Source organism: Nonomuraea sp. NPDC049646 (genome assembly GCF_044465525.1).
Taxonomy (GTDB): Bacteria; Actinomycetota; Actinomycetes; order Streptosporangiales; family Streptosporangiaceae; genus Nonomuraea.
This window is the reverse complement of sequence record NZ_JBITLU010000018.1, coordinates 75,401-93,141: the sequence shown is the minus strand read 5'-3', so window position 1 is coordinate 93,141 and position 17,741 is coordinate 75,401. Positions and strand designations below refer to the sequence as shown.

15 protein-coding genes are annotated in these 17,741 nt (G+C 73.4%); 12 read left to right on the top strand and 3 right to left on the bottom strand.

Translation table 11 applies throughout. From position 1 onward, the window contains the following. Window positions 1–35 precede the first annotated feature (35 nt). From ACIBQ8_RS40485 to ACIBQ8_RS40440, 10 genes are all read left to right on the top strand, one after another. Complete coding sequence (locus ACIBQ8_RS40485) at window positions 36–998, top strand: helix-turn-helix transcriptional regulator (RefSeq protein ID WP_397194688.1); 963 nt, start codon at window positions 36–38, stop codon at window positions 996–998. Then, on the top strand, window positions 995–1,963 hold the full coding sequence (locus ACIBQ8_RS40480; protein ID WP_364341813.1) for a WYL domain-containing protein: 969 nt from the start codon (window positions 995–997) through the stop codon (window positions 1,961–1,963). The genes ACIBQ8_RS40485 and ACIBQ8_RS40480 overlap by 4 nt, the downstream gene beginning before the upstream one ends. After that, window positions 1,960–2,178 (top strand): hypothetical protein, encoded by a 219-nt coding sequence (locus ACIBQ8_RS40475; RefSeq protein WP_397177451.1) that lies wholly within the window; start codon window positions 1,960–1,962, stop codon window positions 2,176–2,178. Before ACIBQ8_RS40480 ends, ACIBQ8_RS40475 begins: the two co-directional genes overlap by 4 nt. A gap of 13 nt (window positions 2,179–2,191) precedes the next feature. Continuing rightward, complete coding sequence (tatA, locus tag ACIBQ8_RS40470) at window positions 2,192–2,536, top strand: Sec-independent protein translocase subunit TatA (RefSeq protein ID WP_397194687.1); 345 nt, start codon at window positions 2,192–2,194, stop codon at window positions 2,534–2,536. 34 nt (window positions 2,537–2,570) lie between these two features. Continuing rightward, entirely contained in the window at window positions 2,571–3,452 is an 882-nt protein-coding gene (gene tatC, locus ACIBQ8_RS40465; protein WP_397177453.1) for a twin-arginine translocase subunit TatC, read from the top strand. 16 nt (window positions 3,453–3,468) lie between these two features. Then, a complete protein-coding gene (locus ACIBQ8_RS40460; protein WP_397177455.1) occupies window positions 3,469–4,353 on the top strand; it encodes a diacylglycerol/lipid kinase family protein in 885 nt (294 codons plus the stop codon). 79 nt (window positions 4,354–4,432) lie between these two features. Then, complete coding sequence (locus tag ACIBQ8_RS40455; RefSeq protein WP_397177456.1) at window positions 4,433–7,159, top strand: DEAD/DEAH box helicase; 2,727 nt, start codon at window positions 4,433–4,435, stop codon at window positions 7,157–7,159. A gap of 597 nt (window positions 7,160–7,756) precedes the next feature. After that, window positions 7,757–9,409 carry an ABC transporter ATP-binding protein gene (locus tag ACIBQ8_RS40450; protein WP_397194686.1) on the top strand — a complete coding sequence of 551 codons (1,653 nt, stop codon included), beginning with the start codon at window positions 7,757–7,759 and terminating at the stop codon, window positions 9,407–9,409. A 128-nt stretch (window positions 9,410–9,537) separates the two neighbouring features. Then, on the top strand, window positions 9,538–10,116 hold the full coding sequence (locus ACIBQ8_RS40445; RefSeq protein ID WP_397194685.1) for a TetR/AcrR family transcriptional regulator: 579 nt from the start codon (window positions 9,538–9,540) through the stop codon (window positions 10,114–10,116). Between the two features lie 271 nt (window positions 10,117–10,387). After that, the gene (locus tag ACIBQ8_RS40440; protein ID WP_352331507.1) at window positions 10,388–10,558 is read left to right on the top strand and encodes a hypothetical protein; all 171 of its coding nucleotides are present in this window, start codon (window positions 10,388–10,390) and stop codon (window positions 10,556–10,558) included. A gap of 114 nt (window positions 10,559–10,672) precedes the next feature. On the opposite strand, the gene ACIBQ8_RS40435 is transcribed toward ACIBQ8_RS40440, so the two are convergent. After that, window positions 10,673–12,088: an RNB domain-containing ribonuclease gene (locus tag ACIBQ8_RS40435; RefSeq protein ID WP_397194733.1), complete on the bottom strand. Its 1,416-nt coding sequence runs from the start codon at window positions 12,086–12,088 to the stop codon at window positions 10,673–10,675. 36 nt (window positions 12,089–12,124) lie between these two features. After that, complete coding sequence (locus ACIBQ8_RS40430) at window positions 12,125–12,457, bottom strand: STAS domain-containing protein (RefSeq protein ID WP_352324744.1); 333 nt, start codon at window positions 12,455–12,457, stop codon at window positions 12,125–12,127. 270 nt (window positions 12,458–12,727) lie between these two features. Between ACIBQ8_RS40430 and ACIBQ8_RS40425 the strand changes: the two genes are divergently transcribed. Next, on the top strand, window positions 12,728–14,803 hold the full coding sequence (locus tag ACIBQ8_RS40425) for an alpha-galactosidase (RefSeq protein ID WP_397194684.1): 2,076 nt from the start codon (window positions 12,728–12,730) through the stop codon (window positions 14,801–14,803). A gap of 119 nt (window positions 14,804–14,922) precedes the next feature. On the opposite strand, the gene ACIBQ8_RS40420 is transcribed toward ACIBQ8_RS40425, so the two are convergent. Further along, the gene (locus ACIBQ8_RS40420; RefSeq protein WP_397177462.1) at window positions 14,923–15,321 is read right to left on the bottom strand and encodes a hypothetical protein; all 399 of its coding nucleotides are present in this window, start codon (window positions 15,319–15,321) and stop codon (window positions 14,923–14,925) included. Between the two features lie 330 nt (window positions 15,322–15,651). On the opposite strand from ACIBQ8_RS40420, the gene ACIBQ8_RS40415 reads away from it, so the two are divergent. After that, window positions 15,652–17,703, top strand: a complete 2,052-nt coding sequence (locus ACIBQ8_RS40415) for an FUSC family protein (protein WP_397194683.1) — start codon at window positions 15,652–15,654, stop codon at window positions 17,701–17,703. The last annotated feature ends 38 nt before the right edge of the window (window positions 17,704–17,741 follow it).

The following is a 17,741-nucleotide window of genomic DNA, read 5'->3' as shown; positions in this document are numbered from 1 at the left end:
GGCAGGGTAGCGTCGATGAAGGAGGAGTGAGGCAGATGTCGCGCCGTAAGACCGAGCGGTTGCTGAATCTGGTGATCTGCCTGCTCGCCACCCGGCGCCCGCTGTCGGCCGAGCAGATCCGCCAGGCGGTTCCCGGCTACGACCGCGACGGCGACGAGGCGTTCCAGCGCATGTTCGAACGCGACAAGAACGAGCTGCGCGAGATCGGCATCCCCATCGACGTCGTGCGCGACCCGTGGGAGGACGAGCCGGGCTACCGCATCGACCCGCAGTCGTACGAGCTGCCGGAGATCACCCTGGAGGCCGACGAGGCCGCCGTGCTGGGCCTGGCGGCGCAGGTGTGGCAGCGGGCCAGCCTGGCCGAGGCCGCCTCGGGGGCGCTGCTGAAGCTGCGCGCCGCCGGCGTGGCCACCGACGAGCCGGTCGGCGGCCCGATCGGCGGCGGCGCCCTGGAGCTGCGCGTCGACACCCGCGACCCGGCCTTCCCCGCCCTGTGGGACGCCGTGCGCGACCGCCGCGTGGTGCGCTTCGACTACCGCGCCTCCGGCAGCGAGACGGTGCGCGCCCGCACCGTCGAGCCGTGGGGCGTGGTCAGCCGGCGCGGGCGCTGGTACCTGGCCGGGTTCGACCGCGACCGCGCCGCGCCGCGCGCCTTCCGCCTCAGCCGCATCGCCGGTCCGGTCACCGCACTCGGCCGTCCCGGCGTCGTCGAGGTGCCCCACGGGGTCGACCTGCGGGCCATGGTCGGCTTCCCCGAGGAGCCCGTGGACGAGCGCGTCGCCGTCATCCGGGTGCGCCGGGGCACCTGCGAGGGCCTGCGCCAGCTCGCCAGGGCCGTGCGCCCGCGCGAGGACGGCTGGGACGAGGCCGAGCTGGCCTTCGCCGACCCCGAACGCCTCGCGGGCTGGATGGCCAGCCTCGGCGCCGACGTCGAGGTGGTCGGGCCCCCCGACGCCCGCGAGGCCGTCATCCGCCGACTGAAGGGAGCCCTGGCATGAGCGGTTCGGCTGACCGGCTGCCCAGGCTGCTGGCGCTGGTGCCGTACCTGATGTCCCACCCGGGGGCCCAGGTCGGCGAGGTCGCCGAGGTGTTCGGGCTGAGCGAGAAGCAGCTCATCGACGACCTGCAACTGGTGTGGATGTGCGGCCTGCCCGGCCACACCCCAGGCGACCTCATCGACGTCTCCTGGGACGGCGGCGAGATCATCATCGACAACGCCGACACCATCGCCCGGCCGCTGCGGCTCGGCATCGACGAGGCCAGCGCGCTGCTGGTCGCGCTGCGCATGCTGGCCGCCACGCCCGAGCTGGCCGACGTGGCCGCCGGCGACGCGCTGCCGCGCGTGGTGGCCAAGCTGGAGCGCGCCGCCGGCGAGGGCGCGGCCACCGTCAGCAGCCAGGTCGCCTTCGACGTCGAGGCCGCCCCCGACGCCCTGGGCCGGGTGCGCGAGGGGCTCACCGCCCGGCGCCGGCTGTCGCTGCGCTACTACGTGCCCGGGCGCGACGAGGTCACCCCGCGCGAGGTCGACCCGACCCGGGTCGTGGTCGTCGACGGCCGCACCTACCTGGAGGGCTGGTGCTACCGGGCCGAGGCGATGCGGCTGTTCCGGCTCGACCGGGTGCTCGGCGTCGACGTGCTCGACGTGCCGGCCGACCCGCCGGCCGAGGCCGAGCCCATCGACGTCACCCGCGGCGTCTTCCGTCCCTCGCCGACCGACGAGCTGGTCGAGCTGGAGGTCAGCGCCGCCGGGCGGTGGGTGGCCGAGTACTACCCGTGCGAGGAGGTCACCGAGCTCGGTGAAGGGCGGCTGAAGATATCGTTGCGGGCGCGTGACGAGGACTGGATCGTCAAGCTGGCGCTGCGGCTCGGCGACACCGGCCGGGTCGTCTTCCCGCCCGCGATGGCCGAGACCGTGCGCGGGGAGGCCGAGCGGGCCCTGGCCCTGTACGCTCAGCACCCATGACGTGGATGTTCTTGGCCGCCGGGCTGGTCCTGGCCGGGCTGGCCGTGCTCGGCGCCGCGGGCGCCAGGGCCGCCGCCGCGGCACGTGCCTTGAAACGGGAGGTCGCCGCGGCGAAGGCGCGTCTGGAGCGGGGGCAGGCCAGATTGACGCCTCGGGAAGATGAGACCACGGCCCCTGGGGGCGTACCATCGGGGCTGAAGACCGGCACTCGCTGATAAAGGACGTTTCATGTCGAACCTTGGAGTTCCCGAGCTCCTGATCATCGCAGGCGTGCTCGTCCTGCTGTTCGGTGCGAAGAAGCTGCCCGACGTGGCCAGGGGCGTCGGCAGGTCGCTGCGCATCTTCAAGTCGGAGACCGCCAAGCTCCGCGATGACGACGACGACACGCCCCACACCACGGTCCAGGCGCAGCCGGCCCCGGCCCAGCAGCCCGCACCGCAGCCGATCACCCCCGCTCCCGCCCCGGCCCCCGCCGCCTCCCCGGCGCTGTCGGCCGAGGAGCAGGCCCGCCAGCTCGAGGAGCAGGCCGCCCGCCTGCGCGCCAGCGCCGCCCAGGCCGACAAGCAAGGCTGACCCCCCTTCCTCCTCCTTCACCCCTGGACTGCGAATGGCGCTGCTCAAACGGTCGAGAGATTCCGGATCGGCCCCCGACCCCGAGGGCCGGATGCCGCTCATGGAGCACCTGCGCGAGCTGCGCAACAGGTTGCTCATCTCGGTTCTCGCGGTGGTCGTGGGCATCGTCGTCGGCTGGATCCTGTTCGACCCGGTGTGGGAGGCGCTGCGCGCGCCCTACTGCGAGACGGTGCAGTCGCGCCAGCTCAACGGTCACTGCAGCCTGGTCTACAACGGCATCTTCCAGTCCTTCTTCATCACGCTGAAGGTCTCGGCGATGGTGGGCGTCGTGGTGGCCTCACCGGTCTGGCTCTACCAGATCTGGGCCTTCGTCACCCCGGCCCTCTACCGCAACGAGAAGCGCTACTCCATCGCCTTCCTCGGCCTGGCCGTCCCGCTGTTCGTGTTCGGCGCGGGCCTGGCCTACGTCATCATGGACACCAGCCTCGGCATCCTGCTGAGCTTCTCGCTCGAGGACACCGTCGCGACGATCTCGATCGACGAGTACCTCGACTACGTCCTGATCATGTTGATGATCTTCGGCGTGTCGTTCGAGCTGCCGCTGCTGCTGGTCTTCCTCAACGTCATCGGCGTCCTGTCCCACGCGACCGTCAAGAAGCACCGGCGTACGGTGATCTTCGCGATGTTCGTGTTCGGGGCGGTCATCACCCCCGGTGGCGACCCGCTCACCATGATGGCGCTGGCCGCGCCGATGATCATCCTGTACTTCCTCGCCGAGCTCTTCATGTTCGTGCGGGAGCGCCGCAGGCCCGCGGGCGAGGACTTCTCGCACCTGTCCGACGACGAGGCCTCGCCGCTGGCCGACGCCCCGTCCGATGCCACGTCCGACGCCGAGGATTCCGACGGCGCCCGATAGGCGATAGGTTCCGGGCGTGGCCCCCCAAATCGCCCTGCTCGTCAACCCCGCCGCACGCGGCGGGCGCACCCTGCGACTGCTCGAACCCGTCGCCCGCCGGTTGCGGGCCGGCGGCGCCGAGCTGTCGGTGATCGTCGGCGCCGACGCCGCCGACGCCCTCGAACGAGCCTGCACCGCCGTCGCCGAGCGCCCCGACGCGCTGGTGGCCTTCGGCGGCGACGGGCTGGTCCACCTCGCCGTCCAGGCCGTGGCGGGCACCGACGTGCCGCTCGGCATCATCCCGGCCGGCACCGGCAACGACTTCGCCGCCGCCCTGGGGCTGGCGCGCGACCCGCTGGCCGCGGCCAGGACCGTGCTGCGGATGCGGGCCCGGCCGGTCGACGCCGCCCGTGTACGGGCCGGGGAGTCGGAGGAGCTGTTCGCCGGGGTGCTGTGCTGCGGCTTCGACTCGCGCGTCAACGAACGCGCCAACCGGCGCACCTGGCCGCCAGGCAAGGGCCGCTACCTGGTGGCGGTGGCCGAGGAGCTGCGCGCCTTCCGGCCCATCCCGTTCCGGGTCACGCTCGACGACGGGGAGGTGGTCGAGCAGGAGGCCATGATGGTCGCCGTGGCCAACACCCGCTCCTACGGCGCCGGCATGCGCGTGTGCCCCGACGCCTCGCCCGACGACGGCCTGCTCGACGTGATGATGGTCGGCGCGGTCTCCAAGGGCGAGTTCCTGCGCGTCTTCCCGGGCGTCTACCGGGGCACCCACGTGGGCCACCCGGCGGTGTCGGTGCGGCGGGCCCGCAGGGTCACACTGGAGGCGGCCGACGTGGTGGCCTACGCCGACGGCGAGCGCGTGGGGGCGGTGCCGGTCAGCTGCGAGATCCAGCCCGGCGCGCTGCGCGTGATCACCTGATCTACAACGTAAAGGCTGTTCGCCGCGGGCCGAGTCCGCCGGGACGGACCGGAATGGCGATTTCGGTAGGCTGACGGGTATGACAACGCCAGCGGAACGCTACGCGGCCTTCCGTCAGAAGCACGGAGACGACGGAGGGGCGCTGAGATCGTTCCGCGGTCTCTACGACTTCGAGCTCGACGACTTCCAGCTCGACGCCTGCCGGGCCCTGGAGGCGGGCGACGGCGTCCTGGTGGCCGCGCCCACCGGGTCGGGCAAGACGGTCGTCGGCGAGTTCGCCGTCCACCTGGCCCTGGAGCAGGGCCGCAAGTGCTTCTACACCACCCCCATCAAGGCGCTGTCCAACCAGAAGTACAACGACCTGGTCAAGCGCTACGGCACGGCCAAGGTCGGCCTGCTGACGGGCGACAACAGCGTCAACGGCGAGGCCCCGATCGTGGTCATGACCACCGAGGTGCTGCGCAACATGCTCTACGCCGGCTCGGCCACCCTGGCCGGGCTGGGCTTCGCCGTCATGGACGAGGTCCACTACCTCGCCGACCGCTTCCGCGGCGCGGTGTGGGAAGAGGTCATCATCCACCTGCCGGAGTCGGTGCGCCTGGTGGCGCTGTCGGCCACGGTCAGCAACGCCGAGGAGTTCGGCGAGTGGCTGGGCGAGGTGCGCGGCGACACCACGGTCATCGTCGACGAGCACCGGCCGGTGCCCCTGTGGCAGCACATGATGGTCGGCAACCGCGTCTACGACATGTTCATGACCGACGACCTGACGCCGCGGATCAACCCCGCGCTGATGCGGGTGACGCGCGACGCCGAGCGGCTGATGGCCGGGCGGCGCGGGCGCGGCGGCTACGGCAAGGTCCACCGCTCGCGTCCGCCCGACCGCGTCCAGGTGATCGAGAAGCTCGACTCCGAGGGGCTGCTCCCGGCGATCACGTTCATCTTCTCGCGGGCCGGCTGCCAGGCGGCCGTGCAGCAGTGCCTCTACGCCGGCATCCGGCTGACCACCGACCGCGAGCGCCACGAGATCAGGCAGCTCGTCGACGAGCGCACCGCCCACCTGCCCGACGAGGACCTGGCCGTGCTGGGCTACCTGGAGTGGCGCGACTGCCTGGAGCGCGGCCTGGCCGCCCACCACGCGGGCATGCTGCCGGCCTTCAAGGAGGTCGTCGAGGAGCTGTTCACCCGCGGCCTGGTCAAGGCCGTCTTCGCCACCGAGACGCTGGCGCTCGGCATCAACATGCCCGCGCGCAGCGTGGTGATCGAGAAGCTCGACAAGTGGAACGGCGAGACCCACGCCGACCTCACCCCGGGCGAGTACACCCAGCTCACCGGGCGGGCCGGGCGGCGCGGCATCGACGTCGAGGGGCACGCGGTGGTGCTGTGGCAGCCGGGCATGGACCCGCTGTCGGTGGCCGGGCTGGCCGGCACCCGCACCTACCCGCTGCGCTCCAGCTTCCAGCCGTCCTACAACATGGCCGTCAACCTGGTGGGCCAGTTCGGCCGCGAGCGCGCCCGCACGCTGCTGGAGGAGTCCTTCGCCCAGTTCCAGGCCGACCGGGCGGTCGTTGGCCTGGCCAAGCAGCTGCGCAAGCACGAGGAGGCCCTGGAGGGCTACCAGGAGGCCATGACGTGCCACCTGGGCGACTTCCCCGAGTACGCCGCGCTGCGCCGGCGGCTGTCGGACCGCGAGGCCGAGCTGTCCAAGCAGCGCGGCGCGGCCCGGCGCGCGGCCGCCGTGCGCTCGCTGGAGGCGCTGCAGCCCGGCGACGTGATCCGGGTGCCGGGCGGGCGCCGGGCGGGCCTGGCGATCGTGCTCGACCCCGGGCGCAACCCGCGCGGCCACGGCCCGAGCCCGCTGGTGCTGACGATCGGCAAGCAGGTCAAGAAGCTCGACCCGGCCGACTTCCCGGTGCCGGTCGAGCCGCTGGAGAAGCTGCGCATCCCGAAGAACTTCAACGGCCGCTCGCCGAAGGAACGCGCCAACCTCGTCTCCACCCTGCTGGCCAAGATCGGCGACCGCGACCTCGGCAAGCCGGCCAGGGCGCGCGACCACTCGATCGACGACGACGAGGTCAACGAGCTGCGCCGGCGCATCCGCCAGCACCCCTGCCACGGCTGCGACGAGCGGGAGGACCACGCCCGCTGGGCCGAGCGCTACTACAAGCTCCAGCGCGAGACCGAGGGGCTGCGCCGCCGCGTCGAGGGCCGCTCCCACGTCATCTCCCGCACCTTCGACCGCATCTGCTCGGTGCTGGAGCAGCTGGGCTACCTCGACGGCGAGGCCGTCACCGACGAGGGCCGCCGCCTGGGCCGGCTCTACACCGAGCTCGACCTGCTGACCGCCGAGTGCCTGCGCGGCGGCCTGTGGGAGGAGCTCGAACCGGCCGAGCTGGCCGCGTGCGTGTCGGCGCTGGTGTTCGAGTCGCGGCAGTCCGACGACGCGCGCCGTCCCAAGGTCCCGGCGGGGCGGGCCCAGGACGCGCTGTCGTCGATGATCCGGCTGTGGGGCGAGCTGGAGGGCATCGAGTCCGACCACGGGCTGTCCACCATCCGTGAGCCCGATCTGGGGTTCGCGTGGGCGGCGTTCCGGTGGGCCAAGGGCCACAGCCTCGACGCGGTGCTGCTGGAGGGCGTGGCCGGCAACGAGCTGGCGGCCGGCGACTTCGTGCGGTGGATCAAGCAGCTGATGGACCTGCTCGGCCAGCTCGGGAGCGCGGCTCCGGAGGGCAGCAAGATCAAGCAGACCGCGGGCAAGGCGATGGACGCCATGCGGCGCGGCGTCGTGGCGTACTCGTCGCTCACCTGAGGTCCCTGCAGGTCACCTCAGGTCACCGCAGGTCACCTGGCGTGACCTTTGACGCGGGAATGTCCGCGAAGGGCGGGCGGATCCAGCCGGATCCGCCCGCCCTTCGGGCTTTCCGATTAGCTGAGAACCAGTTCTGAGTAGCATCTTTGAGCGTTCCGTGACCGCCATAAGCGGATTTCGCGATTTACGGCTCATTTAAGTAGCCGGCGGCAGTGCCTTTGTGGCCGGGATTCACCGGTCAATTCTCCCTTTAACGGCCGAACTTCTGGTGATTTGCGGCGAATTCGTGGGTATCGTCCCATTTGTCGAATGGAACAGCCATACGGGGGAGGAAGATATGGCTAACAACCAGCTGACCCAGCCCGGCTTCCAGGAGTCCTGGCGCTGCCGCCGTCGCCGGTGGTACCGCCGTCGCTGCTGCTACCGCAGGTGGTGGGGCTGGGGGTGGTAGAGCAACCCCGTGAGAGCCGGCGGCCCAGCCGCCGGCTCTCCCTTACGCTCTCCGGCCGTGAACTCGCTCCCGCCGTTTCCATCCGTCGAACCTTTCGCGAGTTCTGGCCGGACACCAAAGGTCTGCGCCGGTTTTTCGCCTGTGGCGTGGTGTTCGCCGTCCTCGCGGCGCTCTGCGAGGTCGCCGCGATCCGCCTGTTCGGGCACATCACGGACGACGTGCTCGCCACCCGCGATCTGGACGCCTTCTGGGCGCCCGCCTTCACCTGGCTCGGGCTCGCCGCCTTCGCCGGGCTGACGTCCTTCGTCGGGACGTACGCCACGGCCTACGGCGCGGAACGCTTCCTGCTCGCCCTGCGCGACCGCGTGTTCGCGCACATCCAGACCCTGTCGCCGGACTTCTCGGAGAACCGGCGGCTGGGCGACCTGATGGCCCGGCTGACCGACGACATCCAGGCCATCGAGGAACTCGTCGGCTCCGGCCTGGTCAAACTGTTCACCACCGCGGCCAGCGTGGTGTTCTTCGCCGGCGCCGCCTTCCTCATCCGCTGGGACCTCGCCCTCGTCACGATGGCGCTGATCCCGGCGTTCCTGGTCGTCTCGAAGCTGTTCGCGGCCAGGTTCAGGACGGCGGCGGCGCGCGAGCGGCTCAGCAACGGCGCCATGAACAGCGTGCTGGAGGAGGGGCTGGCCAACCAGGCGCTCGTCCAGGCCTACAACCGGCAGGGGGCCGAGTCCGGGCGCCTGCACGGCGAGGGCCGCCGCTGGCTGCGCGCCAATCTGTCCCAGGCCTGGCTGTCGGGGCTCTACCAGCCCGTCGTCCAGGTCATCGAGACGGTCTGCCTGATCGTCATCATCGGGTTCGGCGCCTGGGAGATCGTCTCAGGACGGCTCACCCTGGGCGGCCTGCTCGCCTTCGCCGCCTACCTGGCGATGCTCTACCCGGCCGTGCAGAGCCTGGGGGAGCTGGCGCTGACGGTGTCGGAGGCGGCGGCGGGATCGGACCGGGTGATCGAGATCCTGCGCGTCCGGCCCCTCGTCACCGACCCCGAGGGGGCGGTGGCGCTGCCCGGCCGGGCCGAGGGACGGGTGGAGTTCGACGGCGTCGGCTTCACCTATCCGGGACGCACCCGGCCGGCCGTGCGCGATGTGTCGTTCACCGCCGGGCCCGGCGAGCTCGTCGTCTGCACCGGGCCCAGCGGGAGCGGCAAGTCGACGCTGGCCAAGCTGCTGCTGCGGTTCTACGACCCGGAACGCGGGCGCATCCTGCTCGACGGCCGCGACATCAGGGGCCTGACGCGGGAGTCGCTGCGCGCCAACGTGGCGATCCTGCACCAGGAGACGCTGCTGTTCTCGGGGTCCGTGCGCGACAACATCGCCTACGGCCGGCCGGGCGCCTCGCTCGACGAGGTGATCAGGGCGGCCGAGGCGGCCGGCGTGCACGACTTCGTCAAGCTGCTGCCCCAGGGGTACGACACCCCGGTCGGGCAGCGGGGCCGGCTGCTGTCCGGCGGCCAGCGGCAGCGGATCGGGATCGCCAGGGCCATCCTGCGCGACGCGCCCGTCCTGGTGCTCGACGAGCCGATGACCGGTCTGGACGACGCCACCGTCGCCCAGGTCATGAAGCCGCTGCGGCGGCTGATGGCCGGGCGCACGACCATCCTCATCACCCACGACCTGCGTCACGTGCCGGAGGGCGCGCGAGCCGTGGAGCTGGAGCCGGTGCCCCGCGAGGAGCGCATCCGGCTCAAGCGCGTCGGCTCGTTCGGCCTGCGGCCGCCGCTTGCGGCGCCGCCCTGAGCGGCGGGCGCGGCAGGTCCCATGCGGCCGCCCCTCCTGGCTCCGGCCAGGGCGGGCGGCCGCGCCACGCCGGGCTACCGCCCGGTAGAATCGGAGCCCTCCCTCCGCTTGCCGAAGGCAGGTTCCCCATGGGCGACCACAGCTCCGCCCGGCCGTTACGCGCCGACGCCCGCCGCAACCGCGAGCGGGTCCTGCAGATCGCGCAGGAGGCACTGGCCGCCGACGGGCTGACCATCTCCCTCGACGAGATCGCCCGCCGCGCCGGGTTCGGGGTCGGCACCGTGCACCGGCACTTCCCCACCGAGGAGGCGCTGCTGGAAGCGGTGCTGCTGGGCCGGGCCGAACGTTTCGTGGCCGACGCCCGCGCGCTGGCCACCGCCGAGGACGCAGGCCGGGCCTTCTTCGGCTGGTTCTGCCGGGTCGCCGGGCAGGCCGCGGCCCACCAGGCGCTGTGCGACCTGCTGGACGGCGGCGCGGGGCCGGCGCCGCGGCCCGGCTCGGCGCTGGAGGCCGACCTCGCCGACGCGGTCGGGCGGCTGCTGGCCCGCGCGCAGCGCGCCGGGGCCGTGCGCCGCGACCTGTCCGCCGACGACGTCCGCGACCTGCTGCGCGGCGCCCTGGCGGCCGAACGCCACGCGCGGGGCAGGGGCGCGGCCGGGCGGATGGCGGCCGTGATGTGCGACGGCATGCGCGCCGGGGCGGGCTGACCGGCCGTGAGGGCTGGCCGGCCGTGAGGGCTGGCCGGCCGTGAGGGCTGGCCGGCCGTGAGGGCTGGCCGGCCGTGAGGGCTGGCCGGCCGTGAGGTGCGGCGGGCGGGGGCCGACTGACCGGCCGGTCAAGGGGGTGTCGTCATATGGCTACAGATCGTCACCCTCGGGGCAGTTTCTCCGCCGAGTCCGGCGGACATCCCGAAGACGTAGGAAAGGGACCCCCTTCAGGTCCATCGGGCCGGGGTCCGGTCAGCTCGGGAGGTAACCCGTGTTCGCTCTCATCGCCGCCCTGTTCTTCCTGCTCGCCCTGATCTTCGACATCGCCGGCACCGCCGTAGGCAACGTGCTCACCGCGGGCACGCTCACCACGGCCGGGCTGCTGTGCGTCGCCCTCCACCTGCTGGGGGTCGGCGCGGGATGGTCGCCGCTCAAGCGGTGAGGGCGGGTCCACCGGGGGCCGCGCGCGAGATCGTCCGGCGCGCGGCCCTCGCCGTGCCCGGGAGTGCCGTGCCCGCGGGTGCCGTGCCTGCGGGCGCCGGTCTCGCGGCGGGTTTCAGGCCAGGGTGAAGCGGACCTCGCGGGTTGCCGGGTCGGCCTGCGTCAGGCGGACGGTGACCCGCTCGCCCAGCGGCAGGACGCCGTCGCAGCGGGCGATCACGGCCGGCTCGACGAGCTGCACCTGGCCGCCGCCGCGGCGCTCGTCCACGTCGATCACCATCGCCTCGAACGACTGGCCGATCCGCTCCCGCAGCAGGAACGCCTCCACCAGGTCCACGCAGGCCCGGTCGACCGCCCCGGCGCGGCGGCCGGTCGCCGACATGATGTCCGGCAGCAGCGGCAGCGCGGCCCGTACCTCGGCGGGCACCGGCTCGCCCGCTGCGACCGCCAGGCACACCTCCGTCGCGTACCGGTCCACCAGCCGCCGCAGCGGCGCCGTGACGTGCGCGTACGGCGCCGCCACCGCCGCGTGCTCGGCCAGCTTGGGCGGCGCGCCGTCGAAGGCCGCGTACCCGGCGCCGCGCAGCAGCACCTTCGACTCCTGCAGGAACGCCGCCTGCTGCGGGTTCTTCGGGTCGAGGTCGTGCACGACCTCCCCGTAACCGGCGCCCTCGGGCCACGGCACGCCGAGCGCCTGCGCGACCCTGCGCACCTTGGCCAGGTCGTCCGGCTGCGGAGCGGGCAGCACGCGCAGGATGCCGACCTCGGCGTCCAGCATCATCGAGGCGGCGGCCATGCCGGTCAGCAGCGAGATCTGGGCGTTCCACGCCTCGGCGGGCAGCGGCAGGCGGAACTCCAGCCGGTAGCCGCCGTCGGCGTCCCGGACGACCTCCTGCTCGGGCGTGGGCAGGGTGACCCCGCCGCGCGCCCGCTCCAGCCCCAGCCGCAGCGCGCCGATCTCGGCCAGCAGGCTCAGGGTGCCGTCGGCGGTGCCGGTGTCCACGGCCGCCTGAACGTAGGCGTAGTCGAGCCGCTCGCGGCTGCGCACCCGGGCGCGCTGCACGTCCGCGCCGACGATCCGGCCCTCGGCGTCGAGATCGACCCGCCAGACCGCGGCCGGACGGATCGCGCCCGGCAGCAGGCTCGCCGCGCCCTCCGACAGCACCTTGGGATGCAGCGGCACCCTGCCCACCGGCAGGTACACCGTCTCACCCCTGGTACGGGCCTCGGCGTCGATCGCGCCGCCCGGCCGGACGAAGGCCCCGACGTCGGCGATGGCGTACCAGACGCGGTAGCCGTCGCGCAGCCGTTCCAGGTGCAGGGCCTGGTCGAGGTCCATCGAGCCCGGCGGGTCGATGGTCACGAACGGCACGTCGGTCAGGTCTTTGGCGTCCAGCCTGGGCACCTGCGCCACCCAGTCGGCCTCGTCGAGCACGTCCTGGGGGAATCCGGCGGGCAGCCGCTGCTCGCGCAGCACGCGGTCGAACCCGTCCTCCAGCCTGGCGGGGATCGGGCCAGGAACCTGAATCATCGACACGCCCACAACCTACTCAAGGCGGGCGTACCGTCACGACTGGGGCGTCAGGTGGGCGTCCAGGCCGGTGATGCGCAGCAGGCGCTTCATGTTGGGCGGGACGTTGGCCAGCCGCAGGCTGGTGTGCCCGCGGGCGGCCTGGTTGTGCAGGGAGACCAGGATGCCGAGCCCGGCCGCGTCGATGAAGGACAGCCCGCCCACCTCGATCACCACCGACATGTCCGGCCGCCGTGCCCGCCCGGCCTCCTCCAGCACGCCGAGCAGGTGGCCGCGGACGGCCTCGGTGGTGGCGATGTCGAGCTCGCCGCTCAGGGAGACGGTCACGGTCGTGTCGTGGCGGCTGGTGGTCAGGTGAAGAGAATCCATGTCGGCTCCCCGCTGTCGGTCCGGGCGGAGGAAAGTGGTGCTGACTACGGGGACCCGCCCCTGGCCGAAGGCGCCGGATGCGATGATCGTCACGCAGCGCTACGGTCTGTTTCCGAAGAGGAGTGTACATGCCCTCCTGTCCGGGCTCGCGGAGCAGGCCCCCTCCGTGCGAAGAGCCCGCCGAGACCGGCGCCGCGGGCGTTGCGGGCGGGGGCGTACCGCCCGGTAACGTCTCGTTCCACCTGATCCACTGACATTGAGGAGCGTGACGTGCCCCCCGTCATCCTTTCCGCCGCAGGTTCGGCCCTGGTGCTCGACGACTCCGGCCCCGGGCTGCCGCGGGTGCGGCACTACGGCGCCGACCTCGGGTCGGTCGCCGGAGCCGACCTGGCGCCCGCCCTGCTGTCGCTGACCCCCGCGCTGGCGCTGCTGCCCGGCCAGGACGAGTCCTGGTTCGGACGGCCGGGCCTGTCCGGTGACCGGGCCGGTGAGCACTGGCCGGTGCGCTGGAGCGCCGAGAGCGTCGAGACGGCGGCCGAGCCGGGCGCGGGCGGCCGCGTCACCGTCTCCGCCGCGGACGCCGAGGCGGGGTTGCGGCTGCTCAGCGAGCTGGTGATGGACGCCTCCGGCGTCGTCATGATGCGGCACACGGTGACCAACACCGCCGCCTCGCCGTACCGGCTGCAGGGGTTGACGTGCGCGCTGCCGCTGCCCGCCCGGGCCGGGGAGCTGCTGGACTTCACCGGACGGTGGGCGCTGGAGAAGGTGCCGCAGCGCAGGGAGTTCGGGCAGGGGGTGTGGTCGCGGGAGAGCCGCCGCGGCCGGACCGGGCACGACGCGACCGGCCTGCTCGTCGCCGGCACGCCCGGTTTCGGGTTCCGCTCCGGCGAGGTGTGGGCCGTGCACGCCGGCTGGAGCGGCGGCCACGTCCACTACGCCGAGCGGCTCGTCGAGGGCCAGGCCGTGCTGGCCGCCGGCGAACTGCTCGAACCCGGCGAGATCACCCTCGCCCAGGACGACGCCTACACCACCCCGTGGGTCTACTTCACCTGGTCCGGCAGCGGCCTGGACGAGGCCGCCGGCCGCCTGCACGACCACCTGCGCGCCGCCCGTCCGCTGCCGGTCCGCCCGGTGACCCTGAACAACTGGGAGGCCACCTACTTCGACCACGGACTCGACCGGCTGCGCGAGCTGGCCGACAAGGCGGCCGCCGCCGGGGTCGAACGGTTCGTGCTGGACGACGGCTGGTTCCGCCACCGCCGCCACGACCGCGCCGGGCTCGGCGACTGGTACGTCGACGAGGACGTGTGGCCCGACGGCCTGCACCCCCTGGCCGAGCACGTACGCGAGCTGGGCCTGCAGTTCGGCCTGTGGTTCGAGCCCGAGATGGTCAACCCCGACTCCGACCTGGCCCGCGCCCACCCCGACTGGATCCTCGCCCGCGCCGCCCGTCCGCCCGCGCTCTGGCGCAACCAGCAGGTGCTCGACCTGGCCCGGCCCGAGGTCTACGACTACCTGCTCGACCGCCTGGACACGCTGACCCGCGAGTACGCGCTGGACTACATCAAGTGGGACCACAACCGCGACCTGGCCGAGCCCGTCCACGACGGGAGGCCCGGCGTGCACGCGCAGACGGCCGCGGCCTACCGGCTGATCGACGAGCTGCGCCGCCGCCATCCCGGGCTGGAGATCGAGTCCTGCTCGTCGGGCGGCGCGCGCATCGACTACGGCGTCCTGGCCCGCACCGACCGCGTGTGGGCCTCCGACTGCAACGACGCCCTCGACCGGCAGGCCATCCAGCGCTGGACCGGGCTGCTGGTGCCGCCGGACCGCATGGGCTGCCACGTCGGCGCGCCGCACGACCACATCACCGGCCGCGCGCTGCCGCTCGCCTTCCGGGCGGCCACGGCGATGTTCGGTCACATGGGCGTGGAGTGGGACCTGACCTCGGCGAGCCCGCAGGAGCTGGAGGAGCTGGGCGTCTGGATCGCGCTGCACAAGCGGCTGCGTCCGGTGCTGCACGCGGGCCGGGTCGTGCGGGCCGACCATCCCGACCCCTCGACGCTGGTGCACGGGGTCGTGCTGCCCGAACGGGCCGTGTTCGCCTGCGTCCAGCTCACCAGCCGGGTCACCGTCAGCCCGGAACCGTTGCGGCTGCCGGGGCTCGACCCGGCCGCGCTGTACGAGGTGCGCGCCGCCGGGCCGCTGCCGGAGGGGGCGGGGCTGCCGCAGTGGGTGTTCGCGCCGGCGCGGCTGCCGGGGGCGGTGCTGGCCGAGCTGGGGCTGCCGGGGCCCGCGCTGCGTCCGGCCTCGGCGTTGATCTTCGAGGTCGAACGCGTGGCCTGAGGGGGGCGGAGCTGGCCGATCGATCGCCGGGCCCCCGGCCCATCGAACCGCCCTCCCGCGCCTCGGCGGCGTACGGGGGCGCGCGGTCGGGGTACGGTCGGGGTGCGGTCGGGGTGCGGTCAGTGGGTGGCCGGGCGCCAGGGGGCGTCGGCGGGGGAGGGGCGCCAGGCAGCCCAGTCGATGCGCACCCGGTCCGGCCGCGCCGGGTCCACCTTCACGGGCAGCACCGCGCCCGGGATCACCAGCCCCATGGGGATGCGCGGCAGCGTCTGGCGGTGGGCGACCCGGTAGGCGGGGCCCTCGTGCGGCTGCACCACCAGCCCGAAGCTGACGACGGGCTGGTCGTTGACGGACATGTGGGTGTCGGCCATCGACTCCACCACGGCCTGGGCGGGAATCCCGGTCGCCAGGAGCCGCTGGCCGTTCCTCGCCATGATCAGGAACGGCACGCCGACCGCGGCCGTGATCAGCGTCGTCCCGGCGGTGATCGCCACAGCCAGCAAGATTCCCGTGGTCACTGTGCTTCCCCAGTTCTGTTCTCCGCCCGGCGTCCGGGCGGCTCGTTCCGTCTGATCTCGAAGGAGTTTCTAGCGGGGACGGCTTGATCGCCGCTTGATCGCCGGTTGCAAGATCCGGCCGTCTAGCTGGTTTATTTCACGGGTAAAACACCTGGTAACCTTTTGGGGATGACCAGTGCTCTCCGACCCCGTGCCCGGTCCCTGCCGTCCCGTGCGTCGCCGTCGCTGGCGCCGGGGCCTTCGTTCGAGGCGTCATTGCGGTCTGGGGTGGGGGCGTCGGCGGGGTGGCGTGCGCGGCTGCCTGTGTGTGCGGCGCTGCGTCTGGGGCCCGTGGGCGACATCTGGCACAAACCCGCCCTGAGCGCCGTCGTCGCCCTCGCCGTCCCGCTGCTCGCCCTCCTGGCCGCCGGACGGCTCGACCTCGTGCCCTACGCCGCCGCCGGGTCGATGTGCGCCTTGTACGGTCACGGCCTGCCGTACGCGGCCCGTGCCAGGGCGCTGGGCTGGGTGGTGCTGGGGATGACGTCCAGCACGGCGGTCGCGCTGGTCGTCTCGGCCCTCACCGGCTCGGTCGCCGTCCGGGTGGCGGTGGCCGCCCTGCTGGCCGGGCTGCACAAGGCCGTCTGCGACGCCACCCGGATCGGGCCGCCGGGGAACGTCGTGCTCACGTTCGTCGCCGCCGGCTCGGTGTTCGTACCGCAGGAGCTGGGCGACGTGCCCGCCCACGTCGGCCTCGGGCTGCTCGGCGGCCTCCTGGCCTGGACGGTCGGCATGGCTCCCGGCCTCCTCCGCCCCGACGGCCCGGAACGCGTCGCCGTCGCCCGCGCCCTCGAATCCACCGCCCACCTCCTACGCACGGCCCCGAAGCCCCGCCATCTCCCCGAGCCCCACGATGTCCCCGAGACTCGCGGCCTCCTGGATGGACGCAGCCTCTCCGGCATCCGCCGCCTGCCCGGCGCGCGCGGCCTCCTTGCAGGGGCCGGCCTTTCAGGGACCTGCGAACTCTCGGAAGACCGCGACTTCCGCGAGGGGCGCGAGGGCGTCGCGGTGCGCCAGGCGCGCCATGCCGCTGCGGCGGCGGTCAACGCTGCCTGGCAGACGCTGCTGCGCTCCGGGGTTTCCGCTCGGCGCCGCGACGCACTGGCCCGGCTGCTGGTCCGCGCCGAGTCGGCCGCCGCTGGGATGGCCGAGGAGACCGGTCCGGGCGCTGCGAGGGCTCCGGGCGTTCCCGCCTCTCCACGTGTTCCGGGTGTTCCGGCCTTTCCCGATGTTCCGGGCGTTCAGGCTTCTCCTGGAGTTCCGGGTGTTCCAGCCTTTCTGGGTTCGGCCTTTCCGGAGGATCAGGTGGTTCCTGAGGCTCCGGTCGCTTCAGGGGCCGCGCGGCGGGCTGCCCCCCGAGAGCTTGCCGGATGGGCCCGGGACCTGCGTAAAGGGCGCCCGCTGCCGTCTCCTCGCGAGGTCCCGCTCCTTGCGGACGAGCGGGCCGAAGTCGTAGGCGTCGCGGCTGGACGGGACGAGTCCGCGATGACCGGAGCGGACCGGCCGGGGCGTCCGGCAGTGGCCGGCGAGGTGGGACGTGCGGCAGGGGCCGGCGGAGTGCGGCGTGGAGGATCGGGCGAGGGAGTGCGGCGTGGGAGATCGGCCGATGGAGCCCGGTGTGGGGGATCGGGCCTTGGAATGCGGCGTGGTGTCGTGCGGGTGGTGGTGGAGGTGGCTAGGCGGTGGCGGGTTGTCGGGATGGTGTTCGGCGGGGCCGCTGCGGCCGGGTGGGGGTCGTTGGCGCTGGGGGTGGGCAGGCCGTACTGGGCGGTGGTGACGGCGGCGGCCGTGTTCGCGGCCAACACCACCCTCTCCTGGAGCCGCGCGATCCAGCGCGTCGTCGGCAACCTGCTGGGCGTCGGGCTGTTCACCCTGGTCGCCCCCGTGACCCGGCTGGGCGCGGTGGCGCTGGTCGTGGCCGTTCTGGCGTTGCAGTGTGCGACGGAGGCGGCCATCACGCGCAACTACTGGCTGGGAAGCGTCTTCGTCACGCCGATGGCCATCCTCATGGGGGAGTTCGCCGGGACGCGGCCGGTGGCCGAGCTCGTGGCCGACCGCTGGCTGGACACGTGTCTCGGCGCGGTGGCGGGGCTGCTGGCCTGCGTGCTGGTGCCGGACCGGAGGGCGGCCCGGCGCGTACGGGCGGGGCTCGTACGTCTGGAGCGGATGCTGGCCGGGACGCCGGAACCGGGGGAGCGTGACCGGCTCCGCGCGGCGCTGGCGGAGGTCCGCGAAGCGGCCGACGTCGCCGCCGGCGAGTGGTGGACCGGGGCGCTGCCCCACGAGCGCATCGCCGCCGCCGAGCGGGCCGGCCACCGCAGGCTCGCCGCCCTGTACGCCTGACCCCACGCCTCGGGCGACCGCGCGGCCGGTCGCCGTCG

What these genes read in the sequence shown, in the direction of transcription:
- ACIBQ8_RS40485 (WP_397194688.1), top strand. Translation starts at nt 36, where the DNA reads ATGTCGCGCCGTAAGACCGAGCGGTTGCTGAATCTGGTGATCTGCCTG.
- ACIBQ8_RS40480 (WP_364341813.1), top strand. Translation starts at nt 995, where the DNA reads ATGAGCGGTTCGGCTGACCGGCTGCCCAGGCTGCTGGCGCTGGTGCCG.
- ACIBQ8_RS40475 (WP_397177451.1), top strand. Translation starts at nt 1,960, where the DNA reads ATGACGTGGATGTTCTTGGCCGCCGGGCTGGTCCTGGCCGGGCTGGCC.
- tatA (WP_397194687.1), top strand. Translation starts at nt 2,192, where the DNA reads ATGTCGAACCTTGGAGTTCCCGAGCTCCTGATCATCGCAGGCGTGCTC.
- tatC (WP_397177453.1), top strand. Translation starts at nt 2,571, where the DNA reads ATGGCGCTGCTCAAACGGTCGAGAGATTCCGGATCGGCCCCCGACCCC.
- ACIBQ8_RS40455 (WP_397177456.1), top strand. Translation starts at nt 4,433, where the DNA reads ATGACAACGCCAGCGGAACGCTACGCGGCCTTCCGTCAGAAGCACGGA.
- ACIBQ8_RS40445 (WP_397194685.1), top strand. Translation starts at nt 9,538, where the DNA reads ATGGGCGACCACAGCTCCGCCCGGCCGTTACGCGCCGACGCCCGCCGC.
- ACIBQ8_RS40435 (WP_397194733.1), bottom strand. Translation starts at nt 12,088, where the DNA reads ATGATTCAGGTTCCTGGCCCGATCCCCGCCAGGCTGGAGGACGGGTTC.
- ACIBQ8_RS40430 (WP_352324744.1), bottom strand. Translation starts at nt 12,457, where the DNA reads ATGGATTCTCTTCACCTGACCACCAGCCGCCACGACACGACCGTGACC.